Annotated in this window: 25 protein-coding genes; 10 read left to right on the forward strand and 15 right to left on the reverse strand. The window is 64.7% G+C overall.

Annotation, left to right across the window (positions count from 1 at the left end; translation table 11 throughout):
• The first annotated feature begins 108 nt into the window (after positions 1–108).
• Positions 109–786, forward strand: a complete 678-nt coding sequence (locus tag AC07U1_RS05720; protein ID WP_492735063.1) for a pyrimidine 5'-nucleotidase — start codon at positions 109–111, stop codon at positions 784–786.
• Positions 783–1,625 (forward strand): 2,3,4,5-tetrahydropyridine-2,6-dicarboxylate N-succinyltransferase, encoded by an 843-nt coding sequence (gene dapD / locus AC07U1_RS05725; protein WP_495177195.1) that lies wholly within the window; start codon positions 783–785, stop codon positions 1,623–1,625. Before AC07U1_RS05720 ends, dapD begins: the two co-directional genes overlap by 4 nt.
• Here the strand turns inward: dapD and AC07U1_RS05730 are convergent.
• Positions 1,603–3,651 carry a DUF3857 domain-containing protein gene (locus AC07U1_RS05730; RefSeq protein WP_495177194.1) on the reverse strand — a complete coding sequence of 683 codons (2,049 nt, stop codon included), beginning with the start codon at positions 3,649–3,651 and terminating at the stop codon, positions 1,603–1,605. The genes dapD and AC07U1_RS05730 overlap by 23 nt on opposite strands.
• A gap of 228 nt (positions 3,652–3,879) precedes the next feature.
• Between AC07U1_RS05730 and AC07U1_RS05735 the strand changes: the two genes are divergently transcribed.
• Positions 3,880–5,937 (forward strand): TonB-dependent receptor, encoded by a 2,058-nt coding sequence (locus AC07U1_RS05735; protein ID WP_495197663.1) that lies wholly within the window; start codon positions 3,880–3,882, stop codon positions 5,935–5,937.
• A 103-nt stretch (positions 5,938–6,040) separates the two neighbouring features.
• On the opposite strand, the gene gpmA is transcribed toward AC07U1_RS05735, so the two are convergent.
• Positions 6,041–6,727: a 2,3-diphosphoglycerate-dependent phosphoglycerate mutase gene (gene gpmA / locus AC07U1_RS05740; RefSeq protein ID WP_495177192.1), complete on the reverse strand. Its 687-nt coding sequence runs from the start codon at positions 6,725–6,727 to the stop codon at positions 6,041–6,043.
• A gap of 185 nt (positions 6,728–6,912) precedes the next feature.
• On the opposite strand from gpmA, the gene AC07U1_RS05745 reads away from it, so the two are divergent.
• Positions 6,913–7,368 (forward strand): Hsp20 family protein, encoded by a 456-nt coding sequence (locus AC07U1_RS05745; RefSeq protein WP_495177191.1) that lies wholly within the window; start codon positions 6,913–6,915, stop codon positions 7,366–7,368.
• 274 nt (positions 7,369–7,642) lie between these two features.
• Here the strand turns inward: AC07U1_RS05745 and AC07U1_RS05750 are convergent, their stop codons facing one another.
• The 12 genes from AC07U1_RS05750 to AC07U1_RS05805 form a co-directional block, all read right to left on the reverse strand.
• Positions 7,643–8,116 (reverse strand): GNAT family N-acetyltransferase, encoded by a 474-nt coding sequence (locus AC07U1_RS05750; protein ID WP_056341885.1) that lies wholly within the window; start codon positions 8,114–8,116, stop codon positions 7,643–7,645.
• Positions 8,116–9,237, reverse strand: coding sequence for a M14 family metallopeptidase (locus AC07U1_RS05755; protein ID WP_495177190.1), 1,122 nt, complete (start codon positions 9,235–9,237; stop codon positions 8,116–8,118). Before AC07U1_RS05755 ends, AC07U1_RS05750 begins: the two co-directional genes overlap by 1 nt.
• Complete coding sequence (locus tag AC07U1_RS05760) at positions 9,234–9,845, reverse strand: DUF4136 domain-containing protein (protein WP_495177189.1); 612 nt, start codon at positions 9,843–9,845, stop codon at positions 9,234–9,236. The genes AC07U1_RS05755 and AC07U1_RS05760 overlap by 4 nt, the downstream gene beginning before the upstream one ends.
• Before the next feature lie 69 nt (positions 9,846–9,914).
• On the reverse strand, positions 9,915–10,577 hold the full coding sequence (locus AC07U1_RS05765; protein ID WP_056341892.1) for a cell wall hydrolase: 663 nt from the start codon (positions 10,575–10,577) through the stop codon (positions 9,915–9,917).
• Between the two features lie 193 nt (positions 10,578–10,770).
• The gene (locus tag AC07U1_RS05770) at positions 10,771–11,109 is read right to left on the reverse strand and encodes a DUF1491 family protein (protein ID WP_495177188.1); all 339 of its coding nucleotides are present in this window, start codon (positions 11,107–11,109) and stop codon (positions 10,771–10,773) included.
• Between the two features lie 27 nt (positions 11,110–11,136).
• Positions 11,137–11,601 (reverse strand): PTS sugar transporter subunit IIA, encoded by a 465-nt coding sequence (locus tag AC07U1_RS05775; RefSeq protein WP_056342854.1) that lies wholly within the window; start codon positions 11,599–11,601, stop codon positions 11,137–11,139.
• Between the two features lie 158 nt (positions 11,602–11,759).
• Positions 11,760–12,332: a ribosome hibernation-promoting factor, HPF/YfiA family gene (hpf, locus tag AC07U1_RS05780; RefSeq protein WP_056341896.1), complete on the reverse strand. Its 573-nt coding sequence runs from the start codon at positions 12,330–12,332 to the stop codon at positions 11,760–11,762.
• A gap of 44 nt (positions 12,333–12,376) precedes the next feature.
• Complete coding sequence (gene dnaQ / locus AC07U1_RS05785) at positions 12,377–13,081, reverse strand: DNA polymerase III subunit epsilon (RefSeq protein ID WP_495177187.1); 705 nt, start codon at positions 13,079–13,081, stop codon at positions 12,377–12,379.
• Between the two features lie 19 nt (positions 13,082–13,100).
• Positions 13,101–13,724 carry a dephospho-CoA kinase gene (coaE, locus tag AC07U1_RS05790; RefSeq protein ID WP_495177186.1) on the reverse strand — a complete coding sequence of 208 codons (624 nt, stop codon included), beginning with the start codon at positions 13,722–13,724 and terminating at the stop codon, positions 13,101–13,103.
• A complete protein-coding gene (aroE, locus tag AC07U1_RS05795; RefSeq protein ID WP_495177185.1) occupies positions 13,721–14,539 on the reverse strand; it encodes a shikimate dehydrogenase in 819 nt (272 codons plus the stop codon). Before aroE ends, coaE begins: the two co-directional genes overlap by 4 nt.
• Positions 14,536–15,132 (reverse strand): Maf family protein, encoded by a 597-nt coding sequence (locus AC07U1_RS05800; protein ID WP_495177184.1) that lies wholly within the window; start codon positions 15,130–15,132, stop codon positions 14,536–14,538. Before AC07U1_RS05800 ends, aroE begins: the two co-directional genes overlap by 4 nt.
• Positions 15,129–15,941: a pyruvate, water dikinase regulatory protein gene (locus tag AC07U1_RS05805; protein WP_056341901.1), complete on the reverse strand. Its 813-nt coding sequence runs from the start codon at positions 15,939–15,941 to the stop codon at positions 15,129–15,131. The genes AC07U1_RS05800 and AC07U1_RS05805 overlap by 4 nt, the downstream gene beginning before the upstream one ends.
• 338 nt (positions 15,942–16,279) lie before the next feature.
• Between AC07U1_RS05805 and hemE the strand changes: the two genes are divergently transcribed.
• From hemE to AC07U1_RS05835, 6 genes are all read left to right on the forward strand, one after another.
• Positions 16,280–17,302 (forward strand): uroporphyrinogen decarboxylase, encoded by a 1,023-nt coding sequence (gene hemE / locus AC07U1_RS05810; protein WP_495177183.1) that lies wholly within the window; start codon positions 16,280–16,282, stop codon positions 17,300–17,302.
• 2 nt (positions 17,303–17,304) lie between these two features.
• Positions 17,305–17,754: a CopD family protein gene (locus AC07U1_RS05815; protein WP_495177182.1), complete on the forward strand. Its 450-nt coding sequence runs from the start codon at positions 17,305–17,307 to the stop codon at positions 17,752–17,754.
• 193 nt (positions 17,755–17,947) lie between these two features.
• Positions 17,948–19,204, forward strand: coding sequence for a transcription termination factor Rho (rho, locus tag AC07U1_RS05820; RefSeq protein WP_056341910.1), 1,257 nt, complete (start codon positions 17,948–17,950; stop codon positions 19,202–19,204).
• Positions 19,205–19,216: 12 nt separating this feature from the next.
• Entirely contained in the window at positions 19,217–19,510 is a 294-nt protein-coding gene (locus AC07U1_RS05825) for an antibiotic biosynthesis monooxygenase family protein (protein ID WP_495177181.1), read from the forward strand.
• Positions 19,510–20,238, forward strand: a complete 729-nt coding sequence (locus tag AC07U1_RS05830) for a YjbE family putative metal transport protein (protein WP_056342864.1) — start codon at positions 19,510–19,512, stop codon at positions 20,236–20,238. The genes AC07U1_RS05825 and AC07U1_RS05830 overlap by 1 nt, the downstream gene beginning before the upstream one ends.
• An 88-nt stretch (positions 20,239–20,326) precedes the next feature.
• A complete protein-coding gene (locus AC07U1_RS05835) occupies positions 20,327–20,728 on the forward strand; it encodes a DUF1489 family protein (RefSeq protein WP_495177180.1) in 402 nt (133 codons plus the stop codon).
• Here AC07U1_RS05835 and AC07U1_RS05840 read toward each other — a convergent pair.
• Positions 20,725–22,311 (reverse strand): FMN-binding glutamate synthase family protein, encoded by a 1,587-nt coding sequence (locus tag AC07U1_RS05840; protein ID WP_187139273.1) that lies wholly within the window; start codon positions 22,309–22,311, stop codon positions 20,725–20,727. The two genes, AC07U1_RS05835 and AC07U1_RS05840, sit on opposite strands and share 4 nt — an antisense overlap.
• Positions 22,312–22,314 lie beyond the last annotated feature (3 nt).

Here is a 22,314-nt window from a genome sequence, read left to right on the forward strand (position 1 = left end):
CCGGGGTCCCGCCGGTTTGAAGGCCAAGCGGGACCCTGGGTCAAGCCCGGGGTGCCGAAGGGGGAGGGTGGCTTGCCCGCGACGCGCCCGATCGTTAAGCGCCGCCACATGACCGAGCGCCTCGCCGATATCGATACGTGGATCTTCGATCTCGACAACACGCTCTACCCGCCGTCGGCGCAGCTGTTCGACCTGATCGACGCGCGCATGGGCGCGTTCATCATGCGGCTGCTGGGCGTCGACGCCATCGAGGCGCGGCGGGTGCAGAAGCAATATTTCCACGACCATGGCACGACGATGGCCGGGCTGATGCGCCATCATGGCGTTCATCCCGAGGATTTCCTGGTCGACGTCCATGCTATCGCGCTCGACCGCATCGCGCCGGACGCGCGGCTGCGCGCGGGACTCGAGCGGCTGCCCGGACGACGGCTGATCTTCACCAACGCCGATGCCGATTATGCAGCGCGGGTGCTGGCGGCGCGCGGCATCGCCGACCTGTTCGACGGCGTCTGCGACATTCGCGCCACGCGCTACACGCCCAAGCCCGATCCGGCCGCCTATCGGATGATGGTCGACCATCTGGGCATCGACCCCAAACGCAGCCTGTTCGTCGAGGATATGGCGCGCAACCTGACCCCGGCGAAGGCGCTGGGGATGACCACCGTGTGGCTGGACAATGGCAGCGAAAGCGGCCATCGCGACCACCTGCCGGACCAGGTCGATTTCCATGTGAACGACATTTCGGACTGGCTCGACACTTTGCCGACACCCTGGGGGATTTCATGACGACCGACCTGCAATCGACCATCGAAGCCGCCTGGGATGCGCGCGACACTTTGGGCCTGACGACGCAGGGCGCGGTGCGCGAGGCGGTCGAGACCGCGCTCGCGGGGCTCGACGACGGCCGCTATCGCGTCGCGACACGCGACGCCGGCGGCACCTGGCAGGTGAACCAGTGGTTGAAGAAGGCGGTGCTGCTGTCCTTCCGCCTCAACGACATGGAGGTCATCGAGGGCGGCGCCGGCGGCGCGACCTGGTGGGACAAGGTGCCGTCGAAATTCGCCGGCTGGGGCGAGAACCGTTTTCGCGATGCGGGCTTCCGCGCCGTCCCCGGCTCGATCGTCCGCCGCGGCGCCTTCATCAGCAAGGGCGCGGTGCTGATGCCGAGCTTCGTCAATATCGGCGCCTATGTCGGCGAGGGGTCGATGGTTGACGCCTGGGCGACGGTCGGCAGCTGCGCGCAGATCGGCGCCAACGTCCATCTGTCGGGCGGTGCGGGGATCGGCGGCGTATTGGAACCGCTGCAGGCGGGACCGGTGGTGATTGAGGACGGCGCCTTCATCGGCGCGCGCGCCGAGGTCGCCGAGGGCGTGATCGTGCGCGAGGGCGCGGTGCTGTCGATGGGCGTCTACCTCGGTGCCTCGACCAAGATCATCGACCGCGCGACGGGCGAAATCTTCATCGGCGAAGTCCCCGCATATTCGGTCGTCGTGCCGGGATCGCTGCCCGGCAAGCCACTGCCCGACGGCACGCCGGGGCCGTCGCTCTATTGCGCGGTGATCGTCAAGCGCGTCGATGCCAAGACGCGCGCCAAGACCGGGATCAACGAGCTGCTGCGCGACTGATCGCCGCGGGCGACAGGCAGGGGACCTGATCGGCGGTCCAGTCGATATCATAGGTCGCCGGAACGACCTTGCGGTCCGGATTCGGACTGGCACCGCCATTGGGGCTGTAGAAGATCCACGCCATGCTGTTGTCGAAGGCGGCGATACGGCCATTGTCCTGCCGCGCGCTGGCAGCGTCGATTTCGGGGCTGTCGACGCGCCGCCCGCGGATCATACGGACCGATCCGTCGCGAACATCGAACGCGCGATAATAGTTCATGCCGAAGATGTGCGTGTCGAAACCCGACTTGTGCGTCCAGTGTGCCGGATCGGTGCCCGACGGCAGCCGGACCGTCGTCACCCGGCAATCGAATTCGGGCTTGGCATAATATGGCAGCCCCTGGTCCTGGTCGGGCGGCCGGACGCGCTTCGCGGGCGGGTTGAAGCCGCCGCCGGGCAGCGAGTAGCTTCGCCCGAAACGCGAATCCTTGTCCCAGTCGACATCCCAGCTGCCGCGAATGGTCAGAATGCTGGCGCCGGCCTTTTGATCGTAGCGCCATTTCACCTCGTCAACCGACTGCCAAGTGCTGCCGACAATCTGCTGGCGCATCCCGGCCAGCAACTGGTCGGACGTGACGCTGGATAATTGGGCCTGCTGCTGCAAACCCGCTATGCCGCGTGTGATCGTGGTGTTCGTCACCTGCGCCGGCACGTCGAAACCCGCGCGCGCGTCGATTTCATAGAGGGTGATCTCGTCGGGCGTCGCAGCGGGTTTCCAGGCGCGCTGCTCGATCGCGTTCCCCTTCGCGCTGAGCGGCAGGACCCAGCGATAGGCGATGACGGGATCGGTCGTCGGAACGGCGACAGGCGGCAGCGTGCCGTCGAGCCAATAGCTGGTCCCGTCGATCCGCGCGCGAACCAGGACATGGTCGAACAGGGCCGGATTGGCGAGCCGCGCATCGAGGCCGTCGTCGGCGCCCTGGTTGTTCACGAGCACCGGCTCGGCCTCGATCCCCAGTTCGGCAAGCAGCCCAAGCAGCAAGGCCGTCTTGCCCTTGCAGTCGCCATATCGCCGTTGCCAGGTCTCGTCCGCGCTGGCGGGGGTCAGATTCCCAGTGCCCAGCCCGACATAGATGTAGCGGACATCCTGCTGAACCAGCTTGAGCGCCGCAGCTGCACGGTCGGTCGGCTGCACATGCGCCGCCGCAATCCGGCGCGCTTCAGCCTTGAGCGGCGATCCCTCTGGAATATGCGCCGCCTTGGCGAAAAGCGGAGAAAAGTGCCGCGACACGGCCGACCAATCGGCGAAATCGCTATATTCGACGACGCGTTGCCACTGGAAACGCGGGGGCGCATCCTTCGCCGGCGTCTTGATCGGGGGGTTGTCGAACGGGAAGTCTATCCCGCTGGCGCCGGAGTGCGCGACCGCGGTCATGTCCGGCGTCATCCGGATTCGCGGCTTGAACCCCTCCTCCCAGCTGAGTCCGAGCCGGGTGCGCCCGGGCGGCGGACTGTCGACGATGAACAGCAAACCCGAATCATTCTTCGCCAGCGTCGGGTCGTCTGCACGCGTCGTCAGGCCGACTTCGATTTCATCGCCGACGCGCAGGTCCGGTATGCGCAACACCGCCGTCAGCACGCCGTCGAGTTGGGCGGCTTCGAGCTGGTCCTCACGGCGCAAGATCTCGAACGAGGTGTTTTCGAGGACGTCAATCGCCTCGTCGCCGCGGTGCAGCTTGATCAGATGCACGACCGGTGGACCCGAAACAGGCTTCCAACTGATCGAGATATTGCCGAGTTGCAGTGCGTTGGAATGCAGGATGCGGGTTCGATAGCCGACATATTGCGCCTGCCCCCGGGCATCGAGATGCGCCAGCACATCCTGGCGCCGCACGAAGAGCAGCCCGCCGGCGTCCTCGGGGACGGGCATCAATTCGGACGGAACAACCCAGTCGGGCACCGGCCCGCGCTCGATCTGATCATCCTCGGCATTCGCCGGCGCCTGCGCGAGCGCAGCCACCAGCAGCATCGACCCAAAAATCCGCACCTTCACCCCCGCAATTTGCTGACATCATGTCGCAAATTTCGCCGGACGCAAGACCACATGGCGCGCCGCGCGGTCGTGTCGCTCGTCGAACAGCACGGGGCGTTGGTAGACATTGTAACGAAACTTCATTATTGCGAACTATTCGCACAAGGGACGGGCTGCACTTCGATCGCGGCGCGGTTGGGGGAAGTCATGTCGGCCTTTATTTGTCGAGCGTCGTTCGCGGCGATGCTGTTGGCGTCGGCCGCACCCGTCTGGGCGCAGGAACCGACCGGCGACGCGCCCGCCGCGATCCCCGCGCCGGTCGGCAGCGCCGAGCGTTACAACCCCGCCGACTTCACCCGCTTTGCCCCGCGCACCGCGCTCGACATGGTCGAGAAGGTCCCCGGCTTCCTGATCGTCACCGGCACCAATGGCGGCGATCGCGGGCTGGGGCAGGCGACCGAGAACGTGCTGATCAACGGCGAGCGCATCGCAAGCAAGACGACCGACGCGCGCACCGCGCTGGCACGGATCACCGCGACGCAGGTCGCCTATATCGACATCGTCGACGGTGCGAGCCTGAACGTGCCCGGGCTGACCGGGCGGGTCGCCAATGTCGTGCTGGTCGCGGGCGCAGGGGCCGGCGGCGGGTTCAAGACGACGATCCGCTGGCAGCCCGAATGGCGCCCGCGGATCGAGGACAATTGGCTGAACGGCGAGATTTCGACGACGGGCAAGCTGAACGGTACGCAGGTCACACTGAGCCTGAAGAATGAGGCGAATCGCAGCGGCCATTGGGGTCCCGAGCAGCGGTTCGACGGCAATGGCGACCTGATGTTCGTGCGCGACGAATTCGGCGCCTATGACGGCGACCGGCCGCGGCTGTCGGCGGCGCTCGCGCGTACGACCGCGAACGGCAACAAGTGGAATTTCAACCTTGGCGGCCAGCTGCAGAATCTGCGCGAATCGGTGCGTGGCACATCGGTGCAGCCGGGCTTCGGGCGCGTATCGGAAGATTTCCGCTTTACCGAAGACGAGCATAATTTCGATATCGGCGGCGACTATGAAATGGGGCTGGGCAAGGGCCGACTCAAGCTGATCAGCCTTTATCGGTTCGAGCATAGTCCGTTCGTCGATACGTTCATCGTCGATCGCGCGATCGGCGGCCGGTCGGGCGAGCGTTTCAGCCAGACCGCCGATGAAGGCGAATCGATCCTGCGCGGCGAATATAGCTGGCGCACTGCGGGCGGCACCGACTGGCAGATCGCGCTGGAGGGCGCCTATAACACCCTCGACGTCGATGCCGAATTTGCGAAGTTGCAGCCCGATGGCAGCTTTCTGCCGGTCGCCTTTGGCGGCGAGCGGACCAAGGTCGAGGAAAAGCGCAGCGAAGCCTCGCTCACCTGGGGCCGCGCGCTCGCGCCGAACCTGACCGCCCAGCTGAACCTTGCCGCCGAATATAGCGAACTGACCTCATCGGGGCCCGGCGGGCTGACGCGCAGCTTCATCCGGCCGAAGGGCAAGTTCGCGCTGGCGTGGAAGGTGGGGCCGAAGACCACCATCAACTGGTTCGTCCAGCGCCGCGTCGACCAGCTCAACTTCTTCGACTTCGCCAGCTCGGTCGACGTCGCGAACGGGCAGGGCAATGGCGGCAACGGCCAGCTCGTCCCGCCGATCGTCAACCGCAGCGAGCTGGAATTCGTGCAGGACATGGGACGCTGGGGCAACGCGTCGGTCGCTTTCGCCTATGGCTATGCGCAGGACCTGGTCGATCAGGTGCCGCTGTCGCCGACCGAAGAGGGGCGCGGCAATCTGCCGGGGGCGCACCTCTATCGCGTCACCACCAAGGGCACGTTGCTGCTCGACCCGCTGGGGTGGAAGGGCGCGCGGATCAACGCCGATGTGACCTGGCGCCGAAACCGTGTGCGCGACCCGCTGACCGACCAGTGGCGCGATCAGAGCTTCGGGCAGGACTATGTCGCCGATCTCAGCCTGCGCCACGACGTGCCAGGCACCAATTTCGCCTGGGGCGGCGGTTATTTCGACGAGCGCTTCAGCCCCGGGCTGCGGCTCGACGCGGTCGAGAAGGAATATACGGTCGGGCCCTTCGTCACCGCCTTTGTCGAGCACAAGAATGTCGCGGGCTTCACGGTGAAGCTGTCGTACCGCAACCTTGCGGGGATGAAGGACGGCTTCGACCGCACCGTCTTCGTCGAACGGCGCGACGGGCCGATCGCGTTCAGCGAGAGCCGCCAGCGCAAGTTCGGGCAATATGTCCAGCTGACGGTGACCGGGACGCTTTAACCGAGTCCCTCCCCGTCATTACGAGCGAAGCGAAGCAATCCAGCCTGGTCCTGTGCCACTCTGGATTGCCGCGTCGCTTCGCTCCTCGCAATGACGAGGTCGATTATTTCTCGCTCAGATAATAGCGTTCGCGCGCGGTCAGGTCGTCGTTCAGTTCGTAGACGATCGGCTGGCCGGTCGGGATTTCGAGCCCGGTGATGTCGGCGTCCGAAATGCCCGACAGATGTTTCACGAGCGCGCGCAGGCTGTTGCCGTGCGCCGAGATCAGCACCGTCTTGCCCGCCGCGAGCTGCGGTTCGATTTCGGCCTGATAATAGGGCAGGACACGCGCGATCGTGTCTTTCAGGCTTTCGGTCGCGGGGATGGCGATGCCGGCATAACGCGGATCGCTCGCGAGGTCGTAGGGCGAGCCGGCGTCGAGCGGCGGCGGCGGGATGTCGAAGCTGCGGCGCCAGATCTTGACCTGTTCATCGCCATGCTTTGCCGCGGTTTCGGCCTTGTCGAGCCCGGTGAGGCCGCCATAGTGGCGCTCGTTGAGACGCCAATCCTTGGTCACCGGCAGCCACAAGCGCCCCATCGCCTCGAGCGCGAGGTTGAGCGTCTTGATCGCGCGCGACTGCACCGAGGTGAAGGAAAGGTCGGGGGCGATACCCTTTTCCTTCATCAGCTCGCCCGCGGCCCATGCCTCGGCGGCGCCCTTTTCGGTGACATCGACGTCCCACCAGCCGGTGAAGCGATTTTCGAGGTTCCACTGCGACTGGCCGTGGCGGATGAGGATGAGCTGCGGCATGGATGGTCCTTCTAGCGACGATTCGCCGCCCCCTTAGCGTGGCTTTCGGACGAAGGCCAACGCCCCTCTTGAAATGGTTTCGCCCGCCACCAGATTCGGATCATCCGGTCGCCAGGAAGGGACCGGGTGGCGATCGCGGCACGCGCCGCGGTCCCTGACTTCGCTTATCAAAGGAAGAAAGACCCATGCGCAACAGCTTCGACTGGACCCCCTATCGCCGTTCGACCGTCGGTTTCGACCGCCTGTTCGAATTTCTGGAAACGAGCGGTTCGGGCGCCGAAAATTATCCGCCGTTCGACATCGAGAAGGTTGCCGACGATCATTTCCGCATCACCGTGGCGGTCGCGGGTTTCAAGTCGGGCGAGATCGATATCACCGCGCAGCAGAATATGCTGACCGTCAGCGGCCGCAAGGCGACGCCGGGTGAGGGCGACGGCCGTCAGCTGCTGTACAGCGGCATCGCGACGCGCGCCTTTGAACGCCGCTTCCAGCTCGCCGATTTCGTGCGGGTGAGCGAGGCCGACCTCGCCGACGGCCTGCTGACCATCGACCTGGTCCGCGAAGTGCCCGAGGCGATGAAGCCGCACAAGATCGCGATCGGCGGCGCGCAGCCGGTGATCGAGGACAAGAAGGCCGCGTAACGCGCCCGATTGTCCAAACCCCTCGGGGTTATGAGCGGGGTCCGGAGTTCCTTCCGGACCCCGTTTTCATTTGGGCATTGGCCTCGCCGGGTTGTGGTGTGGCGCAAGTGTCGCGTTTTTGTTTCGCGCAAAAACGCAAAGACGCAAAGAGGTCGTGCCTGCCGCGAAGCGGCCTTTTCCCACAACGCAGCGCCAAACGCATCGCCCAAGAAGAAAAGGGTCTATCGGCCCGGAGCGTCTTCTTCGTGTCTTTGCGTCTTTGCGCGAACCCCTTTCAAAGCGATCGTGTCATGAAACGACTGAACGGGTCGGGCCTGTAATCGGCGAAGGGTTCGCAGTCTTCGAAGCCGTAGCGCCGATAGAGCGCGAGCGCGGGTTCAAAGGCGGAGCTTGAGCCGGTTTCGAGGCTGAGCCTTTCGGCCCCGCGCCCGCGCGCTTCGGCGATGATATGGTCGAGCATAAGCGCCGCGACGCCCTGCCTGAGGAAAGCGTCATGCGTGCGCATCGACTTGACCTCGCCATGCCGGCCATCAAGCATCTTCAGCGCGCCGCATCCGGAAAGATCGTCGCCATGATGGATCGACCAGAAGGTCACATCGCCCGCACGCAGGCCATCGAAATCGAGGAAGTGGCAGCTGCCCGCCGGCGAATTCGCCAGCATGCCCGCGAAATGTTGTTCGAGCAGCGCGCGGATAGGGGCGCCCGACAGATCGTCCTCGACGATATGCCAGCCGCCCCCGTCGGGCATCACAGCATCTGGTCCAGCGTCGACAGGCAAGCGTGCGCAAGCAGCTTCGAGCGTTCGGGCGACCAGCCCTGCACCGGGTCGGGCAGGTCGCGATTGTCCTTGAACGGCATTTCGAGCGTCATCGACACCGCGCCGAACCGTTCGGCGAGCTGGGTCGTCGACATGCTGAGGTTGGCCTTGCCCGGCGCCGATTCGACATAGCCGAGGTCGACCTGAAAATCGGGCGTCGCGGCGGCGAGCGCAGCCTGGAACGCCTTATATTTGTCCTGCTGCTCGGGCTTAAGCGACGGGATGCCTTCGAAGCCCGCGAAGAAGACCGCCGGGATCGCTTCGTCGCCATGGACATCCATTGCCCAGTCGACGCCGGTCTCATCCATCGCATTGCGGACGCAGAGCACTTCGGGACTGCGTTCGGCGGTCGGTTCGTGCCATTCGCGGTTGAGATTCACGCCGGCGAAATTGGTACGCAAATGGCCGCGGCGCGACCCGTCGGGATTCATGTTGGGCACGATGTGAAAGCGACATTTGGCAAGCAGCGAGCGCGCGTGCGGATCGGCGGGATCGGTGAGCTTTTCGAGCGCGCCTTCGATCCACCATTCGGCCATGCTCTCGCCCGGATGTTGACGCGCATAGAGCCAGACCTGCGTGTCGCCAGTGCCCATTTCGAGGCAATCGATCGGCTGGCCTTCGAGGCTGTGGCCGAGGCGGCGATAGGTGACACCTTCGCATTCGGCCGCCCAGGCGATCAGGTCGTGGTGCCGCTCCATCGAATAGGGTGCGAAATAGGCGACCCACAGGATCGGGCTTTCGGCGGTGTGGCGGACGATCAGCGACCCGCCGTTGGCGGCCGCGTCATAATCGGTGTCGAGCCGGAACCAATGCTCACGGTCGGTGCTGGCGCACACCGCATAATCGGGCCAGCCGTCGGGATAGGCCGAGTTCGCCAAACCCGTGATGCTGAGTTCCAGCGCATCGCCGACGGCGCAACCGACGCGGAAATGGAACCACTGGAAGAAATCGGATTCGCGGTCCTTGCGGATCGAGAGCCGGGCGGTGGTGCCGGCGAGCGACTCCACGACGATATTGCCGCTGTCGAAAGCGGCGTCGATGCTGATGGTCATGGGACGCTGATAGTGCGTCCCGATTCGCCGGGGAAGTCCTTGAATAAGGCACCGGCCAATTTTGCCGCGGCGAGCGACGGCTGCGCGGCGGGCGCCTTGGCCGGGACGGCGGCGATCGCGCGGCCTTCCCACAAGGCGTTACCCGAAGCGGCATCGTCGATGCGCACCGACAGTTGCAGATCATAGATGCGGCGCGGTCCGCCGCCGAAGCTGAAACCGACGCCAAGCCCGACCCCCGAGCGATAGCCGCCCGTCGAACCGCCGACGCCGACCGACACCGGCGAGTTGCCGCCGCCGCTCACCCGTTCGCTGCGATCGAAACCGATACGCACGAGCAAGGGCGCGCTGTCGCCCGACCCCGCGGCGACAAGGCCCTGCCGCTGCAATTGCTGGTCGACTGCCGTGCGGTAGCTGTTCCACTCGATCGACGGCATGCCAGCGCCCGGACCGTCGACAGGCGCGGTCGCGATGGCGTAGCGGGTGCCGGGTGCCCAGCCGGGAACCGCGTTGTGAAAACGCGTGACTTCGACGGGCGGAACAACAGTTGCGCAACCGCCGAGAGCCAGCGCCGCTGCACCGAGCAGGGCGGCATTAAGATGAAGCTTCATGCGCCCACCATGCGCCAGCGAATCTGGATTGGCAATGAACGGGATGCGCGGGCGCACCCCGTGCCATCGTCAGCGATAGAAGATGTGATTATCGATCTGCGCGATGCGCGTCTTGCGCCAGCCGGGCGAGACGTGGCGGGCGTGGAAGAAGAGCGCGCCGGGCGCCTGGTTCTTCCAGCTGCCGTCGCGGGCGATCTGTGCGATCGCGACCGCGTTCGACCACAGGGTCGACGATTCGCGGATCGCCGGCATCTTGCCGCCGCGCACGAAGCTGAACTGGCTCGGCTGATGGACGACGCCGCACAGGCTGGTCGGGAAGCGGCCCGACTGCGCGCGGTTGATCACGACATGCGCGACCGCAAGCTGGCCGACGAGCGATTCGCCGCGCGATTCGAAATAGACCGCACCGGCAAGGCAGCGCAGTTCGGGATCGAGCGTCGCCGGACGCGACGTCGTGGCGACGAGCGCGGCCAGCGATTCGGCGGTCACCGGAGCCGGGATCGGTTCGACGGCGGGCCGGTCTTCGATGGTATCGGGGGTATCGACCGTCGTGTCGGTCGGCAGATCCGCCTTCTGGAGCAGTTCGGGCACATCGGCGCCGGGCAGGCTCAACACGGGCAGGCTGGCATCAAAAGCCAGATTCTTGGCGAAACCGGGTTCCGCAACGAACAGCATGGTGGCGACGGTCATGCCGACGGCGGCCACGCTGGCGACGTTCAAAATGCGACTCATAAAATCCGTCAAAAGGGCGGCTGACGGGCCAAAGAAAAACAGGCGGGGGACTTAGTTTCTGTACCCGCCTGCGGCCATCATCCGACTGCGTGTCCGAACCGTTTGCCGGGTCTCTCGACTTGAAGCCGATGCAACCCACGGGACGACCTACGCGTTAATCTGTCGGCGCCACTTATTGTGCGCCGCAACAATGTCAAGCCAGTTCGGCCCACTCGGCGACGAGTCGTGGCGCATCCGCGATGTCCAGTTCGACGATCCAGAGGTCGGGATCGGCTTTTTTGCGCCGGTCGAGATAAGCGGTGCGTGCCGCTTCATCATCGCCGGCCGATGCGCCGACATCTTCCCACATATAAGCGCCGGTCATGGAAAAACGCCGTTCGAGCAGCGGTCCGACCGCGCCGCGCGCGCGGCACTGGATCAATATCACCCCCGATTGGGCGTCGCCCGAGGCGAGAATCGTCGCGAAGCCGCCCGCCGCGTCGGTGCGGCGGAGCAGAAGATCGATCAGGAAGCGGCTGGTCAGCCGCGTCATGCGGGGGTTTCCGACAACGTCGAGGCGTCAGGCCGCGTCACGCGTTTCGCTGTCGGCGAGCAGCGCATATAGCGCTTCGTCGCTCTTCGCGCCGCGCAGCCGGTCGGCGATCGCCTCGTTGCGAAGCATGCGCGAGACGCCGGCGAGCGCCTTCAGATGGTCGGCGCCGGCATCGAGCGGCGAGAGCAGCACGAACAGCAGGTCGACCGGCAGGCCGTCGACGGCCTGGAAATCGATCGGCCGCGACAGCTGAAGGAACAGGCCGCGCACCCCGGTGAGATCGGCCATCTTGGCGTGCGGCAAAGCGATGCCGCGGCCAAAGCCGGTCGACCCCAACCGCTCGCGTTCGAGCAGGGCTTCGCTGACCTCGCCCGAATCGAGTCCGAGCGAACGCGCCGCGAGTTCGCCGACGAACGGGAACAGCGCCTTTTTCGAATCGAGCTGAACATGCGCGCGCACGGTCGCGGGATAAAGAAGGGAAGATAGGTTCATCTTTTTGGTCAAATCTCAAACAGCCCGGCCAGCGCCCAGGTCGCCCTGACGGCAATCGTTCGCGGATCGTCGTGACGGCCCCCGCCATGCCGGCCCCGGCACCTTTGGGTGTATCGTTGGGCGCGGCCCTTAGGCCGGATGGCGGAGAAAATCCAGTCCTATTGCGGTTCGACCCAGCCGATGGTGCCGTCGGTCCGGCGATAGACCATGTTGTGTGCGCCGGTCTTGCTGTTGACGAAGAGCAGCGCGTTGGTGTTCCTGAGGTCGAGCATCATCACCGCGTCGGAGACGCTGCTGCTGGGAATATCGACGCGCGTTTCGGCGATGATCGCGGGGGCGTCGCCCGCATCCTCTTCCTCGCTGCCGCTGTCGAAAACGATGTAGCTGGCATTGTCCTGGATCTCGTCGACCGTCGGCGAGGGTGCCCCCGACCCGTTGCGGTCCTTCAGCCGGCGCATGTAGCGGCGGAGCTGTTTTTCGATGCGTTCGGCCGCGCCCTCGAAAGCGACATGGGCGTCCTGCGCCTGGCCATGCCCCTTGAGTACGAGGCCCTGCATCACATGCGCGACGATGTCGCACTGAAAACTGTCGTGCGGCCCCTTGCCGAAGGTGGCGTGCGCGCCGATCGCGCGGGAGAAATATTTGTCGGCAATCGCGTTCATCCGATCCGACACGTGCGACTGCAGCGCTTCGCCGGTTTCGATCTGGTGGCCAGAGACGCGGATTTCCATTTTTCTTCTCCTTCTTGGCCGGCGCGATGGTCAGGGAATGGCCATCACACCGTATCGAGCCACAGCGGCTGGTTGAGCCCCGTGACAAATTCGGCATGGCGCGCCAGTTCGGCGGCCGATGCCATATGCGGGCGCGGTTCGCGCCATGGTTGGTCGGGTGAGGAAGATGCGGCGGCGGCTGCCGCCAGCGACGAGGCCACCTGCGCCGTCGGCCTGGCGGCGAGCCCGAGTCCGATCTGCCGCCCGCCGGTCATTTCGATATAGAGATGCGCGAGCAGTTCCGCGTCGAGCAACGCGCCATGCTTGACGCGGTGGCTGCGGTCGATGCCGTAACGCGTACACAGCGCATCGAGGCTGTGCTTGGCGCCGGGGTGAAGCTTGCGCGCCATCTGCACCGTGCAGCACATACGCGTCATGTCGAGCGCCGGACGCCCGGCGCGTGCGAGTTCGGCGTTGACGAAGCCGAAATCGAATACCGCATTATGCGCGACCAGCGGTGCATCGCCGAGAAATTCGAGCAGATCGTCGACGCGCGCCGCGAACAGCGGCTTGTCCGACAGGAAACCGATCGACAGCCCATGGACCGCTTCGGCGGCGGCGGGCATGTCGCGTTCGGGGTTGAAATAGGCGTGGAAGCTCTGACCGGTTTCGCGGCGGTCGACCAGTTCGATGCACCCGATTTCGACCAGCCTGTCCCCGGTTCTGGGGTCGAGCCCCGTGGTTTCCGTATCGAAGATAATCTCTCGCATCGAACCCGCAATATTGACCCTATCGGGCATGGAAACAAGAGGCGATGGCGCGAATCTGGCGATGCGTCGCGCTTTTCGGGCGACCCGTTTCGATGATGAAATCGGCGCGCGCGCGCTTGACGCGGTCGGGGACCTGGAGCCGGCGGATCGCCTTCAGCTTCGCGGCGGTCATGCCCGGCCGCCGCATCACACGCTTGCGCTGCATCCAGGCGGGGGCCGAGACGACGGCGATCGCGCCGACGCGTCGCCAGCCGCCCTTTTCGAACAACAGCGGGACATCGAGCACGACGACGTCGCGCGCGCGGTGCCGGGCGAGGAAGCGTTTCTGTGCCCGACCGACCGCGGGGTGGACGATCGCCTCGAGCGCGGCGAGTTCGTGCATATTGCCAAGCACTTGCGCGCCGAGCTTTTGCCGGTCCACGCCGTTCGACCCGGTGGTGCCGGGAAAGCGCGCCTCGATCGCGGCAACGAGCGCGCCGCCGGGACCCTGCAGTCGGTGCACCTCGGCATCGGCGTCGAACACAGGGATGCCCTCGGCGATGAACATCTTTGCCGCCGTCGATTTGCCCATGCCGATCGACCCGGTGAGGCCGAGAAGGAAGGGACGGCGGAGCCGCGACGCGGGATGCTTGTAGTGACTCATGCGGTGAGCAACGCGCGCAATTCTTCGTCACGTCCCTCGGGCGGCGCCTTGCCGAAGAAGAGCTCGAAGGCGAGTGCGGCCTGGCCGATCAGCATGTCGAGGCCATCGACCGTGTCGAGTCCGCGCGACTCGGCAGCGCGCAGTAGGCCGGTCTTGAGCGGCGCATAGACGAGATCATAGACGATCGCGTCGTCGGCGAGCGGCGACAGGTCGAGGTCGAGCGGCGGCTGGCCGGTCATGCCCAGGCTGCTGCTGTTCACCAGCAGCGCAGCCGGGGGCAGGGCGGCATCGAGCGCAACGACGTCGCCCTTGAGACCGAAGGTCGCGAGCAGGCCCATGGCTTTCAACGGACTGCGGTTGAGGATGGTGACCGGCCCGACCTTCGCGCGGGCGAGCGCAAACAGCACCGCCCGCGCCGCGCCGCCGGCACCGACGACGACGACCGGCGCGCCCTCGAGGTCGAGTTCGGCGAGCGGCGCATAGAAGCCCGCAGCATCGGTGTTGGTGCCGATCAGCGCGCCGCCCGGCTGGCGCACCACCGTGTTCATCGCGCCGATCGTGCCGCGCACATCGCCGGGATCGTCGACGAAATCCATCACCGCCAGCTTGTGCGGGATGGTGACGTTGCAGCCGCGCCAGTCGGGATCGTTACGGCGTTCGGCGATATAGGCGGCGAGATCGTCGGGCTTTACATGCGCACGGCGATAATCGCCGTTGAGGCCCAGCGCCTTGAGCCAGAAACCGTGGATCAGCGGCGACTTGCTGTGCGCGATCGGGTCGCCGATCACTTCGGCATAAGGAACGCCGCCGCTCATGATGGCGCCAGCCCGGTCGCGCGCAGCCACGACAACAGCGGAAGCATCGGCATGCCGATGATGGTCCAGGGATCGCCCTCGACCCGGTCGAACAATTGCACCCCCGCCCCCTCGATTTCGTAACAGCCGACGGTCCAGCGGATGCTGTCCCAGTTTTGCGCGACATAGTCGGCGATGAAGGCGTCCGACAAGGGGCGCATCCACAGTTTCGCTTCGCCGATCGCGCGCCACACCGGCGCCCCGTCGCGCGCGGCGACCGCGGCACTGAACAGGCGATGTCGGGTTCCCGACAGGCGGCGGAGATGGTCGGCGGCCTCCACCGGGCTCTCCGGCTTGCTCAGCATCGCGCCATCATCGAGTGCAAGGGTCGAATCGGCGCCGAGCACGGTGACGCCCGGAAGCCGCGACGAAATCTTGATCGCCTTCGCCTCGGCCAGCGCGTCGGCGATGTTGCGCGGGGTCTGGCCCGCGGCGTGCAGCGACGCGGTCAGCGCCTCCTCGTCGACATGCGCGGCGCTGGTTTCGAAGGTTAGCCCTGCAGCGCGGAGCATCGCGGCGCGGCCGCTGCTTTGCGAGGCGAGGAGCAAGGTCATGCCGCGCCGCGGTCCTCGACCAGCTTGATCACCGCGGCGGCGGTTTCCTCGATCGAGCGGCGCGTCACATCGATCACCGGCCAGCCATTGTCGGCGAACATGCGGCGCGCATAGGCGAGTTCGGCCTTGACGGTTTCATCGTCGACATAAGGCGTCTCGGGGGCCTGGTTGAGCGCGAGCAGCCGGTTACGGCGCACCTGCACCAGCCGGTCGAGCCCGGTGGTCAGCCCGACGACCAACGGTTTCTTGAGCTGATAGAGTGCGTCGGGGGGCGGTGATTCGGGGACGATCGGGATGTTGGCGGTCTTGAAACCGCGGTTGGCGAGATAGATGCTCGTCGGGGTTTTCGAGGTGCGCGACACGCCCGCGAGGACAATATCGGCCTGTTCCCAATTTTCCCAGCCGATCCCGTCGTCGTGCGCGACGGTGAACTGGATCGCCTCGACCCGCGCGAAATAAGCGGCGTCAAGCTGGTGCTGACGGCCGGGGCGCGCCTTGGCTTCCTGCCCCAGCATTTGCGACAGCGCATCGGTCACCGCGTCGAGCGCGGCGACGAGCGGGAGGTCGCGCGCCCGCGCGCGGCGTTCGAGGCTGACGCGCAGGTCGCCGTTGACGAGGGTGAACAGGATCATCCCCGGGCTCGCCTCGACCTCGGCCATGATCCGGTCGAGATGCGATTCCGAGCGCACCATCGGCCAGAAATGGCGGACCACTTCGACATCGTCGAACTGGGCGATCGCCGCCTTGGCGATATTTTCGAGCGTTTCGCCCGTGGAATCGGATATGAGGTGAAGGTGGAGCCGGCCCATCGCCGCACATGGCGCAAAGCCGCAGAAAAAGGCAAGCGATGAAGCGTTCGGGCCGGCTGTGGATAAGTTTCGGGACAAGTGGGGGGAGCAAATCGGCACGGTGGATTCATCCCTGGCGGCACCGATTCCACCCCACGGCTTGTCCACAGCGAAGGCATCTTATCCACAGGCTGTGAATTAGGGGGAAAGCCCGCCGCGACTCCTTGGCGAAGATCATCACCGCGTGAGTCAAGCTGTTGGCAAAAGCGGCGGCGCTGCCTAAAGCCGCGCTATTCGCACGCCAACAAACCACCACCATATTCTTATATATTATATTGGAAGAGAAAGAGGTCCGCGCCATGGCTTCCCGTAAGAGCTTGCTCGCGACGCTGCGCGGGGCGCGGCAAGACAGGCCGCCGCTCTGGCTGATGCGTCAGGCAGGACGCTATCTTCCCGAATATCGCGCCCTTCGCGAAACCAAGGGCGGTTTCCTCGAGCTGTGCTACGATCCCGAAGCCGCCGCGGAAGTGACACTGCAGCCGATCCGCCGTTTCGGCTTCGACGGTTCGATCCTGTTTTCGGACATCCTCGTCATCCCGCACGCATTGGGACAGGATCTGTGGTTCGAGGCCGGCGAAGGCCCACGGCTCGCCCCGCCGCTCGTCGACCATGCGCTGGCGTCGCTCGAGGCCGTGCCGCAACGGCTCGACCCCGTCTATGCCACCGTGGCGCGCGTCGCGGACGCCTTGCCGCCCGAGACGACCTTCCTGGGCTTTGCAGGGAGCCCGTGGACGGTCGCGACCTATATGATCGCAGGCGCGGGGTCGAAGGACCAGGCGGCGGCCCGGCGCATGGCGTTCGGCGATCCGGCGGCGTTCCAGGCGATCATCGACGCGATTGTCGACCTCAGCACCACCTATCTCTCCGGCCAGATCGAAAACGGGGTCGAGGCGGTGCAATTGTTCGACAGCTGGGCGGGCAGCCTCAGCCCTGCGCAATTCGAACGCTGGGTTATCGCGCCCAATGCCGAGATCGTGCGCCGGCTGAAGGCGCTGCATCCCGATACGCCGATCATCGGCTTTCCGAAGGGGGCCGGCGGTAAGCTGGCAGCCTATGCGAATGAAGTCGGCACCGATGCGGTCGGTCTCGACGAGACGGTCGATCCGGTGTGGGCCGATGCCGTTCTGCCACCCCATCTGCCGGTACAGGGCAATCTCGACCCGTTGGCGCTCGTCGCTGGCGGCGAAGCGCTCGATACGGCGATCGACCGCATCCTTGCGGCCTTCCGCCATCGTCCCCATATCTTCAATCTCGGCCATGGGATCGTGCCCGACACCCCGATCGCCCATGTCGAGCATCTGATCAAGCGCGTGCGAGGATAGGCATGGAACTGGCAGGTTTCCTGGGATTGGCAACCTTGTGGGTCAAGGCGGCGCATGTCATCTTCGTGATCTTCTTCATGGCCGGCCTGTTCATGATGCCGCGTTTTTTCGTCTATCATCACCAGTGTCCGGTGGGGTCCGAGGAAGATGCGAAATGGATCGAGCGTGAGGACCGGCTGCGCAGGATCATCCTCAACCCGGCGATCATGGTCGTGTGGATCCTGGGGCTGATGCTCGCCTTTAACGGTTCCTATTGGAACCAGGGCTGGTTTCTGGTCAAATTCGCGATCGTGATCGCGCTGTCGGGCTATCACGGCTGGATGATCGGCTATTTCAAGAAGCTCGCCAAGGGTGAGCGCCCCTTGACCGAGAAACAGCTTCGCATGCTGAATGAGGTGCCGGGCGTCGCGGCCGCGGTGATCGTCATTCTGGCAGTCGTTCGCCCCTTTTGATCCATCGGTGCGGCGCAGCGCCGATTGACTTGGACAAAAGCCGGTTATAGGGGCCGATCAACCCCGTTTCCTGCGGGCGGCGCTTCGATGCGCCGAACTATCTGTAACGGTTGTCCCACGACCGGATAGGCACCAGCCGGTGCGACGAAACTAGTCTCCATATCTTCTTATATTCATACCCGGAATCTATCCCATGCATCTTAAAGAACTCAAAACCAAATCGCCCGCCCAACTCGTCGAAATGGCCGAGGAACTGGGTGTCGAGGGCGCGTCGACGCTGCGCAAGCAGGACTTGATGTTCTCGATCCTGAAAGAACTCGCCGAAGAGGGCGAGGAAATCATCGGGTCGGGCACGATCGAGGTGCTTCCCGACAGCTTCGGCTTCCTGCGTTCGTCGGAGGCCAATTATCTGGCCGGTCCCGACGACATCTATGTTTCGCCGAACCAGGTTCGCAAACATGGCCTGCGCACCGGCGACACCGTCGAAGGCGAAATCCGTGCCCCGCGCGACGGTGAACGCTATTTTGCGCTGACCAAGCTGATCAGCGTCAATTTCGACGATCCCGATGTCGTCCGCCACCGCGTCAATTTCGACAACCTCACGCCGCTCTATCCGAACCAGAAGCTGTCGCTCGACAGTCTCGATCCAACGGTCAAGGACAAGTCGGCGCGGGTCATCGACCTCGTCAGCCCGCAGGGCAAGGGCCAGCGCGCGCTGATCGTCGCGCCGCCGCGTACGGGCAAGACGGTGCTGCTGCAGAATATCGCCAAGGCGATCACCGACAATCATCCCGAGGTCTACCTGATCGTCCTGCTGGTCGATGAGCGTCCCGAGGAAGTCACCGACATGCAGCGCAGCGTGAACGGCGAGGTCGTATCCTCGACCTTCGACGAACCCGCGACGCGCCACGTCCAGGTTGCCGAAATGGTGATCGAAAAGGCCAAGCGCCTCGTCGAGCACAAGAAGGATGTCGTCATCCTGCTCGACTCGATCACGCGCCTCGGCCGGGCCTACAACACCGTCGTCCCGTCGTCGGGCAAGGTGCTGACCGGCGGTGTCGACGCCAATGCGCTGCAGCGTCCGAAGCGCTTCTTCGGCGCGGCGCGCAACATCGAGGAAGGCGGTTCGCTGTCGATCATCGCGACCGCGCTGATCGATACCGGCAGCCGCATGGACGAGGTGATCTTCGAAGAATTCAAGGGCACGGGTAACTCCGAAATCGTCCTCGACCGCAAGGTCGCCGACAAGCGTATCTTCCCCAGCCTCGACGTCGGCAAGTCGGGCACGCGCAAGGAAGAATTGCTCGTCGAAAAGGACAAGCTGTCGAAAATGTGGGTGCTGCGCCGCATCCTCATGCAGATGGGTACCATCGACGCGATGGAATTCCTGCTCGACAAGATCAAGGATTCGAAGACCAACGAGGATTTCTTCGACAGCATGAACCAGTAAGTCGCCGGGGCGATGGCCGTGATCGAACACGCGCTGCTTCCCGTTCGTGCAGGCAGCGAAGCGGCGTTCGAGACGGCCGTCGTCGAAGCGCGGCCACTCATAGCCGCGTCCCCTGGGTTTATTTCGATGCAAATCCGCCGCCCGACAGGAACCGGACAGCCTTATCTGCTGTTGGTCGAATGGCGGTCGGTCGAGGATCACCGCGACGGGTTCCGCCAGTCCGATCGCTATCAGCAGTGGCGGGCATTGCTGCATCATTTTTATGACCCTATGCCAGAGGTCAGCTATTTCGGGGACATGCTGTGATATTCGATATTTTGACGCAAGCGGCGGCCGCCGCACAGGGCCTCGGTTCGCCGGCCGAAATGTGGCAGCATATTGTCAACGATTTCAGCAATATAACCTCTCCTGCGGCCTTTTCGACCTTTCTGACGGTGATTGGTCTTGATCTGGTGCTGGCGGCGGACAATGCGATCATCGTTGGCGCTCTTGCCGCTGGGCTTCCCGCCGAACAGCGCCGCAAGGTCATCATCATTGGCGTCGTTGCGGCGCTGATCTTGCGAATTCTCTTTGCATTGGTCGTTGTGCAACTCATGCAGGTCGTCGGTCTGATCTTTATCGGCGGACTGTTGTTGGTTTGGGTCGCATGGAAAATGTGGCGTGAAATCAATCACAACAGCGCCGTACATTCGGCCGGATCGCCCGAGATATCGGGTGATGAGACGTCTGGCATCAAACCGGCGAAAAGCTTTTGGGCTGCTGCCTGGGCTGTCGGCGTCGCCGACGTCTCGATGAGCCTCGACAATGTTCTGGCGGTGGCCGGTGCGGCAAAGGATCATCCGGGGATCATGATCGTCGGACTGATTTTTGCCGTGGCGTTGATGGGGGTAGCCGCCAATTATCTCGCGCGGTTGATCGAGCGATATAAATGGATCGCTTATATCGGCTTGGCTCTCGTCATCTATGTCGCCGTCAAGATGATGTACGAGGGTTGGATCAATCCGACCGTCGGTGTCGGGACATTGTTCGGCTAAGTCCCGTAACAGCAGTCATCGACACCAAGGGGGCGGCTCGACAGGGCGGCCCTCTTGTTCCTTGTTTCTTTCTCCTCATTTAAGACCCATGCCTCCCCTTCATCTCACCAAGGTCGCCGTTGGCTGCGCGCATGTCGAAACCTTTGCCCGGCGCGTCGCGGCGCGGGCCGACAAGGGCGAATTGCGCGTGCCGACGCGGATGCGGCCGAAGCGGCAGGACGAACTGATCGGCGGCGCGCTGCACTGGATCATCAAGCACCGCATCGTCGCGCGGCAGACGATCCTGCGTTTCGAGGATCGCAAGGATGGGCGGCTCGACATCGTGTGTTCGGACCAGCTCGAGATATTGCCGCCGACCTACCGCCGCGCGCATCAGGGCTGGCGCTATCTGGCCGGCGAGGATGCGCCTGCCGGCATCGGCGAAGGCGGAGAGGGCGACGGACTGCCGCCGCATCTCCAGCGCGAACTCGCGGCGCTGATGCTGCTCTAAAGCACGGCGCGGAAGCTGTCGGCGCGTGCCATCGCCCAATAGCGGGCGCTCGCGACCGAGTCCGGATCGTCCAGCAGCACGCCGCGCTCATAGAATTTATAGATGCGGTCGATCGAGTCCGAGCGCGCCGAATTGAGCCGTTCGTGGAGATGATGCGGCATGATCTGCCACGGCGTGTCGAGCCCCATCGCGCAGGTAATGTCCCATAGCGCGTTGACCGTCGCTGCCTGGAAGCGGCGCACGCGTTCGGCCTTGTCCTCGACCACCAGCCCGCGTTGGCGACCCGGGTCCTGCGTCGCGACCCCGGTCGGGCAGCGATCGGTGTGGCATTGCAGCGACTGGACGCAGCCGAGCGAGAACATGAAGGCGCGCGCGGCGTTCGACCAGTCGGCGCCGAGCGCGTTATTGACCGCGAGGCCGGCACCCGAATGGACCTTGCCCGATGCTGCGAGCTTGACCTCTCCCTTGAGCCCGCAGCCGACGAGCGCGTTGCGTACGAAGATCAGGCCTTCGCGCAGCGGCATGCCGACGCGGTTCGAGAATTCAACCGGCGCCGCGCCGGTCCCGCCCTCGGCGCCGTCGACGACGATATAATCGAGCCGAATGCCGGTTTCGATCATCGCCTTCATGACGGCATAGATTTCGTGCGGCTGGCCGACGCAGAGCTTGATCCCGACCGGCTTGCCGCCCGACAGGTCGCGCAGCTTCGCGGCCCATGCCAGCATCTCGACCGGAGTCGAAAAGGCCGAATGCGCGGCGGGTGAGATACAGTCATGGCCCTCGGGAACGCCGCGCGTCGCGGCGATCTCGGCGCTGACCTTCGGCCCAGGAAGGACGCCGCCATGGCCGGGCTTGGCGCCCTGGCTCAGCTTGATCTCGATCATCCGAACCTGGTCGTTTTGCGCGGTGTCGCGAAAGCGTTCGGGATCGAAATGACCAGCGTCGTCACGACAGCCGAAATAGCCGCTGCCCAGCTCCCACACGATGTCACCGCCATGCTTGCGATGATAGGGGCTGAAGCCGCCTTCACCGGTGTCGTGATAAAAGTCGCCCATCCTGGCACCAAGGTTCAGCGCCTCGATCGCATTGGCGCTGAGCGAGCCGAAGCTCATCGCGGATATGTTGAGCAGCGCGCTTTGATAGGGCTTTGAACATTGCGAGGTGCCGACATGGACGCGCGCGCCGCGATCGCCATGGGCGGTTGGCGCGATGCTGTGGCTCATCCACTCATATTCGTCCGAATAGACGTCGAGTTCGGTGCCGAAGGGATGCGAATCGAGATCACCCTTGGCACGCGCATAGACGAGGTCGCGTTCGGTGCGTGCGAAGGGGCGCCCGTCGAGCGGGCTTTCGACGATATAGGCGTAGAGGAAAGGCCGCAGCGCCTCGAACAGCCAGCGCATCCGCGCGATCAGCGGATAGTTGCGGCGGAGCGAGTGGTGGCGCTGGACCGCGTCGTAGAGCGCGATTCCGAGCAGCGGAACCCAGAGGATCAGCGTCCAGTGCGCCGGTCCCCACCAGGCGGCGAGCGCGATCGCGGCGGCGAGAATGGGGATGGCGATCCAGCGCGGAACCCGCACCATGAC

The organism is Sphingopyxis sp. GW821-FHT02C12 (assembly GCF_059421785.1).

Coding starts and splice junctions, on each gene's coding strand:
- AC07U1_RS05720 (WP_492735063.1), top strand. CDS start 109: ATGACCGAGCGCCTCGCCGATATCGATACGTGGATCTTCGATCTCGAC.
- dapD (WP_495177195.1), top strand. CDS start 783: ATGACGACCGACCTGCAATCGACCATCGAAGCCGCCTGGGATGCGCGC.
- AC07U1_RS05735 (WP_495197663.1), top strand. CDS start 3,880: ATGCTGTTGGCGTCGGCCGCACCCGTCTGGGCGCAGGAACCGACCGGC.
- gpmA (WP_495177192.1), bottom strand. CDS start 6,727: ATGCCGCAGCTCATCCTCATCCGCCACGGCCAGTCGCAGTGGAACCTC.
- AC07U1_RS05745 (WP_495177191.1), top strand. CDS start 6,913: ATGCGCAACAGCTTCGACTGGACCCCCTATCGCCGTTCGACCGTCGGT.
- AC07U1_RS05750 (WP_056341885.1), bottom strand. CDS start 8,116: ATGCCCGACGGGGGCGGCTGGCATATCGTCGAGGACGATCTGTCGGGC.
- AC07U1_RS05755 (WP_495177190.1), bottom strand. CDS start 9,237: ATGACCATCAGCATCGACGCCGCTTTCGACAGCGGCAATATCGTCGTG.
- AC07U1_RS05760 (WP_495177189.1), bottom strand. CDS start 9,845: ATGAAGCTTCATCTTAATGCCGCCCTGCTCGGTGCAGCGGCGCTGGCT.
- AC07U1_RS05765 (WP_056341892.1), bottom strand. CDS start 10,577: ATGAGTCGCATTTTGAACGTCGCCAGCGTGGCCGCCGTCGGCATGACC.
- AC07U1_RS05770 (WP_495177188.1), bottom strand. CDS start 11,109: ATGACGCGGCTGACCAGCCGCTTCCTGATCGATCTTCTGCTCCGCCGC.
- AC07U1_RS05775 (WP_056342854.1), bottom strand. CDS start 11,601: ATGAACCTATCTTCCCTTCTTTATCCCGCGACCGTGCGCGCGCATGTT.
- hpf (WP_056341896.1), bottom strand. CDS start 12,332: ATGGAAATCCGCGTCTCTGGCCACCAGATCGAAACCGGCGAAGCGCTG.
- dnaQ (WP_495177187.1), bottom strand. CDS start 13,081: ATGCGAGAGATTATCTTCGATACGGAAACCACGGGGCTCGACCCCAGA.
- coaE (WP_495177186.1), bottom strand. CDS start 13,724: ATGAGTCACTACAAGCATCCCGCGTCGCGGCTCCGCCGTCCCTTCCTT.
- aroE (WP_495177185.1), bottom strand. CDS start 14,539: ATGAGCGGCGGCGTTCCTTATGCCGAAGTGATCGGCGACCCGATCGCG.
- AC07U1_RS05800 (WP_495177184.1), bottom strand. CDS start 15,132: ATGACCTTGCTCCTCGCCTCGCAAAGCAGCGGCCGCGCCGCGATGCTC.
- AC07U1_RS05805 (WP_056341901.1), bottom strand. CDS start 15,941: ATGGGCCGGCTCCACCTTCACCTCATATCCGATTCCACGGGCGAAACG.
- hemE (WP_495177183.1), top strand. CDS start 16,280: ATGGCTTCCCGTAAGAGCTTGCTCGCGACGCTGCGCGGGGCGCGGCAA.
- AC07U1_RS05815 (WP_495177182.1), top strand. CDS start 17,305: ATGGAACTGGCAGGTTTCCTGGGATTGGCAACCTTGTGGGTCAAGGCG.
- rho (WP_056341910.1), top strand. CDS start 17,948: ATGCATCTTAAAGAACTCAAAACCAAATCGCCCGCCCAACTCGTCGAA.
- AC07U1_RS05825 (WP_495177181.1), top strand. CDS start 19,217: ATGGCCGTGATCGAACACGCGCTGCTTCCCGTTCGTGCAGGCAGCGAA.
- AC07U1_RS05835 (WP_495177180.1), top strand. CDS start 20,327: ATGCCTCCCCTTCATCTCACCAAGGTCGCCGTTGGCTGCGCGCATGTC.
- AC07U1_RS05840 (WP_187139273.1), bottom strand. CDS start 22,311: ATGGTGCGGGTTCCGCGCTGGATCGCCATCCCCATTCTCGCCGCCGCG.